The 12,138-nt window shown below is 72.5% G+C and carries 13 protein-coding genes and 1 pseudogene; 7 read left to right on the top strand and 7 right to left on the bottom strand.

Annotated features, from left to right (window positions below; translation table 11 throughout):
* The first annotated feature begins 109 nt into the window (after positions 1-109).
* The 5 genes from ACH4VX_RS23930 (at position 110) to ACH4VX_RS23910 (ending at position 5,092) form a co-directional block, all read left to right on the top strand.
* Positions 110-1,120 carry a polyprenyl synthetase family protein gene (locus ACH4VX_RS23930; protein ID WP_398369914.1) on the top strand — a complete coding sequence of 337 codons (1,011 nt, stop codon included), beginning with the start codon at positions 110-112 and terminating at the stop codon, positions 1,118-1,120.
* 242 nt (positions 1,121-1,362) lie between these two features.
* Complete coding sequence (locus ACH4VX_RS23925) at positions 1,363-2,583, top strand: outer membrane lipoprotein carrier protein LolA (protein ID WP_398369912.1); 1,221 nt, start codon at positions 1,363-1,365, stop codon at positions 2,581-2,583.
* Positions 2,584-2,624: 41 nt separating this feature from the next.
* Positions 2,625-3,602: an ATP-binding cassette domain-containing protein gene (locus ACH4VX_RS23920; RefSeq protein ID WP_398369910.1), complete on the top strand. Its 978-nt coding sequence runs from the start codon at positions 2,625-2,627 to the stop codon at positions 3,600-3,602.
* Positions 3,589-4,455, top strand: coding sequence for an ABC transporter permease (locus ACH4VX_RS23915; RefSeq protein WP_398369908.1), 867 nt, complete (start codon positions 3,589-3,591; stop codon positions 4,453-4,455). The genes ACH4VX_RS23920 and ACH4VX_RS23915 overlap by 14 nt, the downstream gene beginning before the upstream one ends.
* Before the next feature lie 46 nt (positions 4,456-4,501).
* Positions 4,502-5,092, top strand: a complete 591-nt coding sequence (locus ACH4VX_RS23910; protein WP_398369906.1) for a hypothetical protein — start codon at positions 4,502-4,504, stop codon at positions 5,090-5,092.
* 13 nt (positions 5,093-5,105) lie between these two features.
* Here ACH4VX_RS23910 and ACH4VX_RS23905 read toward each other — a convergent pair whose 3' ends face one another.
* The 3 genes from ACH4VX_RS23905 to ACH4VX_RS23895 all read right to left on the bottom strand — a co-directional run bounded on the left by ACH4VX_RS23905 (position 5,106) and on the right by ACH4VX_RS23895 (position 7,403).
* Positions 5,106-5,690, bottom strand: a complete 585-nt coding sequence (locus ACH4VX_RS23905) for a flavodoxin family protein (RefSeq protein WP_398370170.1) — start codon at positions 5,688-5,690, stop codon at positions 5,106-5,108.
* 79 nt (positions 5,691-5,769) lie between these two features.
* A complete protein-coding gene (locus ACH4VX_RS23900; RefSeq protein WP_398370169.1) occupies positions 5,770-6,912 on the bottom strand; it encodes an amidase in 1,143 nt (380 codons plus the stop codon).
* Positions 6,909-7,403 carry a DUF6668 family protein gene (locus ACH4VX_RS23895; protein WP_398369904.1) on the bottom strand — a complete coding sequence of 165 codons (495 nt, stop codon included), beginning with the start codon at positions 7,401-7,403 and terminating at the stop codon, positions 6,909-6,911. The genes ACH4VX_RS23900 and ACH4VX_RS23895 overlap by 4 nt, the downstream gene beginning before the upstream one ends.
* Before the next feature lie 159 nt (positions 7,404-7,562).
* On the opposite strand from ACH4VX_RS23895, the gene ACH4VX_RS23890 reads away from it, so the two are divergent.
* Entirely contained in the window at positions 7,563-8,723 is a 1,161-nt protein-coding gene (locus tag ACH4VX_RS23890) for a tetratricopeptide repeat protein (protein ID WP_398369903.1), read from the top strand.
* Positions 8,724-8,759: 36 nt separating this feature from the next.
* On the opposite strand, the gene ACH4VX_RS23885 is transcribed toward ACH4VX_RS23890, so the two are convergent.
* The 3 genes from ACH4VX_RS23885 to ACH4VX_RS23875 all read right to left on the bottom strand — a co-directional run bounded on the left by ACH4VX_RS23885 (position 8,760) and on the right by ACH4VX_RS23875 (position 11,288).
* Positions 8,760-9,233 carry a VOC family protein gene (locus ACH4VX_RS23885; protein WP_398369901.1) on the bottom strand — a complete coding sequence of 158 codons (474 nt, stop codon included), beginning with the start codon at positions 9,231-9,233 and terminating at the stop codon, positions 8,760-8,762.
* Positions 9,234-9,272: 39 nt separating this feature from the next.
* Complete coding sequence (rarD, locus tag ACH4VX_RS23880; protein WP_398369900.1) at positions 9,273-10,277, bottom strand: EamA family transporter RarD; 1,005 nt, start codon at positions 10,275-10,277, stop codon at positions 9,273-9,275.
* A gap of 156 nt (positions 10,278-10,433) precedes the next feature.
* Positions 10,434-11,288 (bottom strand): SDR family oxidoreductase, encoded by an 855-nt coding sequence (locus tag ACH4VX_RS23875; RefSeq protein WP_398369898.1) that lies wholly within the window; start codon positions 11,286-11,288, stop codon positions 10,434-10,436.
* A gap of 99 nt (positions 11,289-11,387) precedes the next feature.
* Between ACH4VX_RS23875 and ACH4VX_RS23870 the strand changes: the two genes are divergently transcribed.
* Entirely contained in the window at positions 11,388-11,768 is a 381-nt protein-coding gene (locus ACH4VX_RS23870; RefSeq protein ID WP_398369896.1) for a winged helix-turn-helix transcriptional regulator, read from the top strand.
* Positions 11,769-11,803: 35 nt separating this feature from the next.
* On the opposite strand, the pseudogene ACH4VX_RS23865 reads toward ACH4VX_RS23870, so the two are convergent.
* Positions 11,804-12,138, bottom strand: a pseudogene (locus ACH4VX_RS23865) (2-oxoacid:ferredoxin oxidoreductase subunit beta); the annotation flags it as partial.

The raw sequence follows: 12,138 nt of genomic DNA, 5'->3' as shown, positions 1-12,138 counted from the left end.
GCGCTGGCGGTGATCGAAACATGACCGGATACGCTGACTTGAGTGATGGCAGCGACCTATCGACATTCCGTGTAACCGCCAGTGGACACCAGCAGACAGGAGACCCCTCGTGACCGTCGTCGGGCCGTTCGGGCTGAGCGTGCGGGACCAGGCTCTGGAAGCCGATGTCCAGGCCGGAATGACGGCTGTCGAGGAAGGGCTGCTCGAGGCCACCAAGAGTGAGGTCCCCTTCATCACGGGAGCCGCCCAGCACCTGGTGCGGGCCGGCGGCAAGCGGTTCCGCCCGCTGCTCGTGATGCTCGCCGCCCAGTTCGGCGACCCCTACGCGCCCGGTGTCGTGCCCTCGGCCGTGGTCGTGGAGCTCACCCATCTGGCCACGCTGTACCACGACGACGTGATGGACGAGGCCGAGGTGCGGCGCGGCGTCGACAGCGCGAACGCCCGCTGGGGCAACTCCGTCGCGGTCCTCACCGGCGACTTCCTCTTCGCCCGGGCCTCGCACATCCTGGCCGACCTCGGCCCGGAGGCCGTGCGGGTGCAGGCCGAGGCGTTCGAGCGGCTGGTCACCGGGCAGATCCTGGAGACCGCGGGACCGCAGGACGGCCGCGACCCGGTCGACCACTACCTGGACGTGCTCGGCGGCAAGACCGGCTCGCTGGTCGCCGTCGCCTGCCGGTTCGGCGCGATGATGTCCGGCGCCGACGAGACGGTCGTGGACGTGCTGACCCAGTACGGCGAGCGGCTCGGCGTCGCCTTCCAGCTCGCCGACGACGTCCTGGACATCGCCTCCGACTCCCACGAGTCCGGCAAGACCCCCGGCACCGACCTGCGCGAGGGCATCGCCACCCTGCCCGTGCTGCGGCTGCGCGAACGGACGGCCCGGCTGGGTCTTGCCGACGACATCGCCCTGTGCGAGCTGCTCGACTCCGACCTCACCGACGACGCCCGGCACGCCGAGGCGCTGCGGCTGCTGCGCGTCCACCCCGCGCTGGAGCAGGCCCGCCGGGACACCGTGCGCTACGCCGAGGAGGCACGCGCGGTGCTGGCCCCGCTGCGGGAGTGCGAGGCGAAGACGGCGCTCGTGCAGCTGTGCGACGCGGTGGTGCACCGCGCGGGCTGAGCCGGCCCGAACTCCCCTGCGACCCCTACTGGTCGGGGGAGGAAACCGCCCTCCGTGTCATACCCCAGCAGTACGTGGAGTTGCGTCCGGGGTCTGACGATTCCGCCCGCCGGATTTGGTCGGATGGACCACGACGGACAACACCACTTCTCACCGATTCGGGTGAGAATGGCGGCTCAGGGTGAGACTGGTGCGAGGTCACGAGACGACAAGCCGCCGCCGACCACGGAGGTAGGGCACACATGGCACCGTACGAATCCGAAGACATGACGACCGAGGGGGAGGCCGACGAGCCGCGCACGCGACGGCGCAGGGCCGCGCGGTACGTCGTCCCGGTCACCGTGATGGGACTGGCGGCCGCGACCATCGGTCTCGTCCCCGCGCTCGCCGACTCCGGCGACCCCGACCTGCCGGAGATCACCGCCGCGCAGCTGATAGAGAAGATCGCGCAGTCGGACGTCGAGCAGCTGTCCGGCACCGTGAAGATCACCACGGACCTCGGTCTGCCGAACCTCGGCGGCCTGGAGAGCGGCCTCGCGTCCGGTGCGATGGGACAGGGCGAGGACGGCGGCTCCTCGGCCGACCCGTCCGCCAAGCTCACCGAGCTGGCGTCCGGCACGCACACCCTGCGCGTCGCGGCCGACGGCCCGGACCGGCAGAAGGTGTCGCTCCTGGAGAACGCCGCCGAGTACAGCCTGATCCACAACGGCAAGGACGTCTGGGGCTACGACAGCGCGTCCAACGAGGTCTACCACGGCACGGTCGACGAGTCCGGCGAGGACCGGGAGCAGCAGCCCCCGGCCACCCCGAAGGACTTCGCCGAGGAGGCGCTGAAGTCGGTCGACGACACCACGTCCGTGACCGTCGACGGCACCGCGCAGGTGGCCGGCCGGGACGCGTACAAGCTGGTCGTCAAGCCCAGGCAGTCCGGCTCCACGGTCGGCGCGATCAGCATCGCGGTCGACCACGAGACCGGTATGCCGCTGAAGTTCACCCTCACCCCGTCGAGCGGCGGCGCGGCCGTCGTGGACGTCGGCTTCACCAAGGTCGGCTTCGACCGGCCGGCCGCCTCGACGTTCGAGTTCACCCCGCCCAAGGGCGCCGAGGTGACCGAGGACGGCGAACTCGACCAGGGCCGGGAGCACTCCGGGAAGCCGGAGAAGGGGCCGAAGCCCGAGGAGGACCTGGGCAAGGGCCTCGACGGGCTGAAGATGCTCGGCGAGGGCTGGAACTCCATCGCCACCTTCGACACCGGCGCCGAGGGCGGCCTGCCCACCGGCGAGGCCGGCGGTGACCTCGGCGGCTTCCTCGGCTCGCTCGGCGACCGGGTCGAGGGCGACTTCGGCACCGGCACGGTGTTCAGCACCCGCCTGGTGAACGCCCTGATCACCGAGGACGGCAAGGTCTACGCGGGCGCCGTCACCAAGGACGCGCTCGTGAAGGCGGCCGACGCGGGGAAGTAGGGCCCCGGGACCTTACGACGTGACAGGGAACGAGGGAACCGATGGGCAACGCGTCCGCCGAGGAGCCGGACGGCGCGCACACGGGTGACGGTGTCGTCATCGCCACCCGTGCGCTCACCAAGCGCTACCGCGGCGGACAGCTCGCCGTCGACGGTCTGCACCTGACCGTCCCGGCGGGCAGCGTCTTCGGCTTCCTCGGCCCCAACGGCTCCGGCAAGACCACCACCATCCGCATGCTGATGGGCCTGATCGAGCCGACCTCCGGCACGGCGCACGTCCTGGGGCGCCCCGTGCCGCGCTCCGCGCGCGCCGTGCTGCCCCACGTCGGCGCCCTCATCGAGGGCCCGGCCCTGTACGGCTTCCTCTCCGGCCGGGACAACCTCCTGCGCTACGACGCCGCCGACCCGACCGCCGACCCGCGCACCCGGCGCACACGCGTCGCCGCCGCCCTGGACCGGGTGGGCCTCACGGCCGCGGCCGGCAAGAAGGCGAAGGCGTACTCCCTCGGCATGAAGCAGCGCCTCGGCCTCGCGGCCGCCCTGCTCCAGCCGCGCCGGCTGCTCGTCCTGGACGAGCCGACCAACGGACTCGACCCGCAGGGCATGCGGGAGATCCGCACGCTGGTGCGCGAGTTGGCCTCGGACGGCACCACTGTCTTCCTCTCCTCCCACCTGCTCGACGAGATCGAGCAGGTGTGCACCCACGTCGCCGTGATGGCCCGGGGCCGGCTGATCACCCAGGGCCCGGTGGCCGACCTGGCCGCGGGCGCCCGGGGCCGGCTGGTGGTGACCACACCCGACCCGGCGGACGCGGCCCGGGTGCTGAAGGAGCAGGGGGTCGCCGATGTCGTCGTGGCCGAGGAACAGGTGACCGGCGAGGTGCCCGAGCGCGACCTCGCCGAGGTGAACGCGGCGCTGGTGACGGCAGGCGTCCGGGTACGCGGCTTCGGGGCCGAACGGGCCTCGCTGGAGGACGCGTTCATGGCGCTGACCGGGGAGGGCTTCGATGTCGCAGGCTGAAGCGGTGCGGAGGGTGAGCCCGCTGTGGACCCTCGGACTGTTCCGCAGCGAGCTGCTCACCACTTTCCGGCGCTGGCGCACCCTCGCCCTGCTCGGGGTGCTGGCGGCCGTACCGGTCCTGGTCGGCATCGCCGTACGGATCGAGACCGGTGACGGCTCCTCGGCCGGTGGCGGCGGGGGAGGACCGGCGTTCATCTCGCAGATCACCAACAACGGCCTGTTCCTGGTCTTCACCGCGCTCGCCGCCACGCTGCCGTTCTTCCTGCCCATGGCGATCGGGGTCGTCGCGGGCGACGCCATCGCCGGCGAGGCGAACGCCGGCACCCTGCGCTACCTCCTGGTCGCCCCCGCGGGCCGCAGCCGCCTGCTGCTCACCAAGTACGCGACGGTCATGGCCTTCTGCCTGGTCGCCACGCTCGTGGTCGCCGTGTCGGCCCTGATCACCGGCGCGCTGCTGTTCCCGCTGGGCGATCTCACGACCATCTCGGGCACCCGGATCAGCTTCTCCGAGGGTCTGGCCAGAGCCCTGCTGATCGCCCTGGTCGTCGCCGTGTCGCTGATCGGGGTGGCGGCGCTCGGCCTGTTCGTCTCGACGCTGACCAACAGCGGTATCGCGGCGATGGCGACCACGGTCGGGCTGCTGATCACGGTCCAGATCGTCGACCAGATCCCGCAGCTGCACGTCCTGCACCCCTACCTGTTCTCCCACTACTGGCTGTCCTTCGCCGACCTGATGCGCGAACCGGTCTACTGGGAGGACCTGACGAAGAACCTCGGCCTCCAGGCGCTCTACGCGGCCGTCTTCGGCTCGGCGGCCTGGGCGCGGTTCACGGCGAAGGACATCACCGCGTAGGAAAAGTGGTGGCATGGGCGGGCCGGGGCGTGTGACGGTTCGGCCCATGGGCAACTCACGGGCGTGCCCCGTCCTGCGGACCACCGACGCGGCCGAGGCGTACCGGCAGGCCAAGCGGCTGTGCGCGCTGCTGGAGCACATCAACGACCGGATCCGGCTCTTCGCCGAGATGCGCACGCCGCGTGAGGTGAGGCGGATGACCGTACTCGTCCCCGCGGATGACTTCGACTACGTGGACACCCGCAAGGACCCGGTAACGGGTGAGAGCCTCTTCTTCGGCCTCGACGTGACGACGCTGGACGACGCCGAACTGCGGACCCACCTGCCGTTGTCCTTCAGCGAGGACGTCGAGCGCGGGGACGTCGAGGAGAGATTCCTGGCGGCCCTGGGCGACGGCATGGCCTCCATCGAGTGGAACGGCCGTTGGCCGGACGACCCCGAGACGGACTCGTACGGGCATTGGAACTATGACGGGGTCCAGGTCATGCTCCACGGCGATACGGCCCAGTACGACAAGTGGACCGAGGAGCACACCGTCTTCGTCCATGTGACCAAGAGCGGCGATCTTGACCGAGCCCGGAAGCTCGCCGCCCACATCGGCAGCGAGGTCCTGGGCGAGGCACAGCTCGGCTGGTGAGGCGTCGCCGGGATCAGCCGGCCTCGTAGGGGAAGCGGGCGAGCGGCGCGTCCTGCGCGAAGAACGTCTTGGCCCGCGCCAGCGCCTCCGCGTCCCTCAGCACGTCACCCGGCCTGCTGCCGTTGCCGAGCAGCACCCCGCCGAAGCGCATCCCCATGTACGCCGCCGAGTTGTTCAGCGTGCCGACCAGCGGGCCGGCGACCTCCGGCTCCTCGTGCGCGAGCGCCGTGACGCCCCACAGGGTGCGCCCCGCCATGGCCGCCTTGAAGTCCAGGCCGGGGGTGCGCAGCCAGCCCGACCAGTGGTCCAGGTAGCGCTTGGTCTGCGCGGACACCGAGTACCAGTACAGCGGTGAGGCGATCACCACGTCCGTCGCCGCGAGGGTGGCGTCCAGGAGCCGGGCCACCGGGCCCTCGGTGGGGCGGACGTGGTCGCTGTCGTGGCGCAGGTCCTCGAAGTCGGGCAGGGGGTGGCCGGTGAGGTCGATCCACTGCTGCTCCACGTCCGGGGGCAGCTGTTCGGCGGCCCGGCGGGCCAGCAGTTCGGTGTTGCCGTCGGGGCGGGCGCTGCCCAGGACGAAGAGAAAACGGCGGGCCATGGTCATCTCCAGATGCTCGGCGTACGCCAATTGCAGGCTCTTGCATCATATGCGCATACAACTAAATGTCCAAGGAGGTTCAGACGGCCGCCCCGCGACGCTCCGCCTCCCGTGCCACGGCGAGCAGCAGCTCCTCCCGCCCGCGCGGTGCCACCAGCTGGAGCCCCGCCGGGCAGCCGTCGGCGCCGAACCCGGCCGGGATGCTCAGCGCGGGGTGCCCGCTGACGTTGAACGCCCAGGTGAGCGCGGTCGAGTAGACGTCACCTGGGCCCTCGTGGCCGTGCGGTGCGGTGGGTGCTGTGGGGGTGAGCAGTAGCCCGGTGCCGGCGAGGAGGCGGTCCAGACGCCGGTCGTTCTCCGCCCGGACGCGGTGGGCCCCGGTCAGATCGGCACCGGGGGTGCGCAGGGCCAGCCATGCCGGGCCGGGGTCGAGGAGCTCCGGCGGCGACGAGGGCCGTACGAGCCGTACGACCCCGGTGTCGACCAGCCGGTCCACCGCCGCCCGGGCCAGAGCGACGGGTTCCGCGTCGGGACCGGCGAAGCCGAGGTCGGGGGACCAGGAGGCGGCGACGGGGAAGGCCGCGGGGATCCCGGCCGCGGCGGGCCGCCCCGACACCACCCGCCACCAGGCCGCCGCGTCCGCGGCCGTGCGGGTCAGGACCCCGGGCGCCGCGAGCCCTGTGCGGTCGGCCGAGGGGAGCCGGCCGCCCGTGACCTTCAGCCCGACGACCCCGCACCACGCCGCCGGGATCCGCACCGAGCCCGCGCCGTCGCCGCCCGTCGCCAGCGGCACCAGCCCGGCCGCCACCGCCACCGCCGCCCCGGCCGAGGAGCCGCCCGGCGTACGGTCCGCCCGCCACGGGTTGACGGTACGGCCGTGCGCCCCGAACCCCCAGGTCTGCCAGGGAGTACCCGGGCCGGGCACCGAGGTGGCGCCCACCGCGACACAGCCGGCCGCGAGCAGCGGGACCGCCGTGCGCAGTCCGTGCCGCCCCTTGACCGCGACCGGCACCCCGGCCAGCGGCAGCCGCTGCCCGGCGGCGACCCGCGTGTCCACCTCGCCGGCCCGCCGCAGCGCCTCCTCACCCCACACCTCGAGGAACGCGCACAGTCCCGGATCGGCCCGCTCGATCCGCTCCAGCGCCTCCGTGACCACGTCCACGGCCCGCAGTCTCCGTCCGCGCACGGCGGAAGCGATCTCCTCCGCACGGTCCCCGCTCAGCGCATCGCGCCCGTCAGACGGGCCAGCGGCTCCGTCTCGCGGGGCGGCCGGCCGGCCAGGTCGCCCAGCCGCCACTCGTTCACCCACGGCACGCGGTACACGTCGATCACCGACTCGACGAGCCGGATCCGTTGGGCGAGGGGGCGCGGCAACCGTCCCGGCGCGTCCGCCACCAGGACCACCGCGTTCAGGTCGAGTCCCCGCGGCGCCTCGCCGCGCCGGACCATGTCCACCGCCGGGACCACGGCGTCCAGGCCGGCCGCGTGGGTCCGGGCGACGAGCAGCACCGAAGGCGGACCGGCGGGGCCGGGCCAGGCACGTCCGCTGTCATGACCGCCGTAGACCGCGGCGAGCGTGGAGACGCCCGCGCCGCCGTGCAGGCCGACCCAGGAGAAGCGGCGGGCCGTCGCCCGGGCGTGGGCGGGCTCCGGCGGGGCCGTCTCCGGTATCGTCACCGGCCCTCGGATCCAGATCTCCGGTCCCTGTCCCATGTCCCCTCTCCTGCTCGCCACCTCGATCTTCATGCCGCCGGACGGACGGGGAACCGGCGCGGACGGCCGTTGGGACGAGCCTGTGACAACGCGGTGACGTGAGAGGCGCGAGCGAGCGGACAGACTCGACAACAGGTGTACGACCCGAATGAGGGAACGATGTCTCGACTCAGCCGCGAGAAGAAGCGGGAACAGCAGCAGGCCGCACATGCGGCGAACCTTGCGGCAGCGCCGATCGACGTCCATGTCCCCGTGGGCGGGGCGGGTACGGGCGGGGCGTCGGTCGGCGGGGTGACGGTGATCGCCGGGCCCGGCGAGGAGATCCAGCAGGCGGTGCTGAACCGCCTCCACCGCATCGCCATCGCCTCCGGTCACGCCGTCCTCGCCATCGTGCACGACGAACGCATCGGCTGTGTCGTCCCGCTCCGGGTCGACCCGGACGGCTCCAGCCACTTCACGGCGCAGCCGGTCCTGACGGGAGCGGCGCAGGAGTCCTCCGGCCAGGACCGGCCGACGCACCTTCTGCGTCCCGTACCCGAACCGGCGCCCCTGCGGGACGCCGCCCCCACCTTCGAGCTGCGCCCCGTCCCCGAGTCGGAGGCTCCCCGGGACGCCGTACCGACGTTCGAGCTGCGGGCCGTCCCCGGGTCGGCGGAGATCACGCCGCCCGGCACGGTCGCGCCCCCGACGGGCGAGTTCGGCCCGCCCCCGCCCATGGACGCGAGGCCGCGCCCCGACCGGCCCCAGGCGCACGAAGCCGCACCCGAGCCCGCGTTCGACCCCGACCCCAAGCCCACCCCGCCCCGTGGTTTCGACGCGGTGGCGGAGGCGGTGCTCGGTGACGAACCCGCCGCCGTCGGCGAGAGCCACCTCGCCGAACCCATGGCCCGGGTCAACGACGCCGTCCGGACGGGCAGGATCGACGCGGCGGCCCGGCTGGCCGAGGAGACCGTCGCGGAGGCCTCGGGAACCCTGGGGCCGGAACACCCGGAGGTGCTGCGGCTGCGTGAACTCGCCGCGTACATCGCCTACCTGGCCGGTGAGCCGCTGCGCGCCTTCCGGATCTCCCTCGACCTCGCCGTGATCTGCCGCCGCGCGGGGGACGCGGAGGCCGCCTACGGCAACGTCCGCAGCGCGGCGACCGCATGGCGCGCGGTGCGCGACCCGCTGCTCGGACTGGAGCTCGGGCACGAGCTGATCACCCTGTGGACCGGGCTCACCGCCGAGGACGGGCCCGCCGCCGACGAGATCGAGGAACTGGAGTCCGCCCGCGCCCGCATGGGCCGGCTGACCGAACGCGCCCGCGCACAGCAGCCCTGAGAAGCCGCTGCCCCAGGGGAAAATCAGGCGAAACCCCTAATGCAGACAGAACTCATTGCCTTCCGGGTCCGCCATCAGGAGCCATCCTCCGGAAGGCTCCTCCACCCGCCGCAGCACACGCGCGCCGAGCCCCTCCAGCCGTGCGAGCTCCTCCTCGCGGCGCCCCGGACCGGGGTGCAGATCGAGATGCAGCCGGTTCTTGACCGTCTTCTCCTCCGGTACGCGCTGGAACAGCAGCCGCCGTCCACGGCCGGTGCCGCTCTCCTCGTCGTACGGGTCGTCGGGGTGCCGTACCGCCGTCAGGTCGCGCCACGCCCGGCGGCCGTGGGACTCGACGGTCAGCCCGGTGGGGACGGCGCCCGCGCCCAGCAGTCTTTCGATGAGCGCGCTGTTGTCCTCCACCACGTACCGGAGCGCGGCGGCCCAGAAGTCGGCCTGCGCGTGCGGGTCGGCCGCGTCGATGACGACCTTCCAGTGCACGGGGGCGGCCGGTGTCGGTGTCTGCGTCATGGGACCAGTTATAGGGCTTCCCGCTGACAACGACCGGCTCTACCGCCGGGCCTCCAGCTGATCCGCCTCGGCCGCGACGGGTCCGCTCCCGTCGTGGGCCGCCGCGCTCACCGTGCCGGCCGGCGCGCCGGTCTTCCCGGTGAGCGCACGGGCGGTCCGGCGGGCGGTGCGCAGCGCGTTCCAGGTGAGGAGGACGAGCGCCAGCCACACCAGCGTGAAACCGGCCCAGCGCTCGGGCGGCATGGCCTCCTTGAAGTAGAGGACGCCGAGCAGGAACTGGAAGACCGGCGTCATGTACTGCAGCAGCCCCAGTGTGGACAGGGGCACACGGATGGCGGCCGCGCCGAAGCACGCCAGGGGCAGCGCGGTGACGATCCCGGCGGCGACGAGCAGCAGCGCGTGTCCCGTCCCCTCGGTGCCGAAGGTGGCGTCGCCCCGGGCGCCCAGCCACACCAGGTAGCCGAGTGCGGGCAGGAACTGGATCGCGCTCTCGGCGGCCAGTGACTCGACGCCACCGAGGTCGACCTTCTTCTTCACCAGCCCGTAGGTGGCGAAGGAGAAGGCGAGGCAGAGCGAGATCCACGGCGGCTGGCCGTAACCGACGGTGAGGACGACCACGGCCGCGGCGCCGACCCCGACCGCCGCCCACTGCACGGGCCGCAGGCGCTCCTTCAGCAGGAGCACGCCCATCGCGATGGTGACCAGCGGGTTGATGAAGTAGCCGAGGGAGGCCTCGACGACGTGGCCCGAGTTCACGGCCCAGATGTAGACGCCCCAGTTCACGGTGATGACCGCCGCGGCGACCGTGACCAGCGCCAGCCTGCGCGGCTGCCGCAGCAGCTCGCCGAGCCAGGCCCAGCGGCGTATGAAGAGCAGGGCGGCGCCCACGAAGAACAGTGACCAGACCATCCGGTGGGCCAGGATCTCCACCGCTCCCGAGGGCTTGAGCAGGGGCCAGAACAGTGGGACGAGCCCCCACATCCCGTACGCCGCGAAGCCGTTCAGCAGTCCTGTGCGCCGCTCTGCGGCCGACTTCCCGGTCACGGGGCCCTCCTTCGTGTCCGATGCGTGCCCTGTCCTCCGCGAGGCCCGCGCGCGATGCCCGCCGGACGACGGTAACGCCGGACACCCTCGCGTGTCATGTCCGTACCGGCATACGGTCATGACGTGCGGGGGTGGCAGGGGCGACGGCCCTCCGGGTCAGCCCTTGAGCGCGGCGGCCACGGCCTCGGCGAGCGGGGTGGTCGGGCGGCCGGCCAGCCGGGACAGGTCGCCGCTGTCGACCACGAGCTCTCCCTTCTCGATCGAGGCGTCCACACCCGCGAGGACGGCGGCCACCGGCGCGGGCACGCCGGCGCCGGCCAGGATTCCGGTGAGCGCCTCGACGGTGACCGGGTTGTAGACGATCTCCTTGCCGGTCTGCCGGCTCAGCTCGGCCGCGTACTCGGCGAAGCTCCACGCCTCGTCGCCGCCCAGCTCGTACGTCTTGTTCTCGTGCCCCTCGCCGGTCAGTACGGCGACGGCGGCGGCCGCGTAGTCGGCCCGCGAGGCGGAGGAGATGCGGCCCTCACCGGCGGCGGCGAGGACCGCGTCGTGCTCCAGCACCGGGGCGAGGTTCTCGGTGTAGTTCTCGTGGTACCAGCCGTTGCGCAGCAGCGCGTACGGCACGCCCGAGCCCAGCAGTGCCTCCTCGGTGCCGCGGTGGTCGTCGGCGAGCGCGGCGGTCAGGGGGCCGGGGGCGCTGGTGTACGCGAGCAGGGCGACACCCGCGGCCTTCGCGGCGTCGATGACGACCCGGTGCTGGCCCACCCGGCCCTTGTCGAACTCGTTGCCGGAGATCAGCAGGACCTTGTCGCCGGCCGTGAACAGGCCGTCGAAGGTCTCGGGGGCGTTGTAGTCGGCGACCGCGATCCGCACCCCTCGCTCGGCGAGGTCCGACGCCTTCTCCGCGTTGCGGACGACGGCGGTGACCTGCTCGGCCGGGACCTTCTCCAGCAGCTGTTCCACGACGTGACGGCCGAGGTTTCCGGTGGCGCCGGTGATGACGATGCTCATGATGCAGAACTCCTGTGGGGACGCGTTTGCGGGTATGCCACTCACCCTAGGAGTTGCGCTAACTAATGGAAAGTACCCACTTTGGAGTAAGGTACTGGCATGGCGGTAAGTGATGGTGGACGACGGGGCGAAGCCGAGGCGATGTGCCCGCACCGGCTGGTCCTGGAGCATGTGACCAGCCGCTGGGGCGTGCTGGTGCTGATCCGGTTGCTGGAGCGGCCGTACCGCTTCAGCGAACTGCGCCGGGCGATCGGCAGGGTCAGCGAGAAGATGCTCACCCAGACCCTCCAGACCCTGGAGCGCGACGGCATGGTCCACCGCGACGCCAAGCCGGTCATCCCGCCCCGCGTCGACTACTCCCTCACCGACCTGGGCCGCGAGGCGGCCGAGCAGGTGCGCGACCTGGCGCTGTGGACCGAGAAGCGCATGGCCGACGTCCTCGCCGCCCGGCAGGCGTACGACGAGACCCGGACGCCGTAGAGCACCCGGGCCTCGTTTCGGCCGTCGGTGGGTGTTCAGCCCACGACGGTCCAGGTGTCGCCGCCGGTGAGGAGTGCGGCGAGGTCGCCCTTGCCGTGCTGTTCGACGGCGGTGTCGAGCTGGTCGGTCATGAGGGTGTCGTAGACGGGCCGGTCGACGGAGCGCAGGACGCCGATGGGGGTGTTGTGCAGGGTGTCGGGGTCGGCGAGGCGGGAGAGCGCGAACGCGGTGGTGGGGGAGGTGGCGTGGGCGTCGTGGACGAGGACGTCGGCCTCGTTGTCGGCCGTGACGGTGACGATCTTGAGGTCGCCGGTGGCCCGGTCGCGTACGACGCCCTTGGATCCTTCGGCGCCGAAGCGGATGGGCTGTC

Source organism: Streptomyces sp. NPDC020731 (assembly GCF_044334705.1).
Lineage (GTDB): Bacteria > Actinomycetota > Actinomycetes > Streptomycetales > Streptomycetaceae > Streptomyces.
This window is presented reverse-complemented; position numbering and strand designations above follow the sequence as displayed.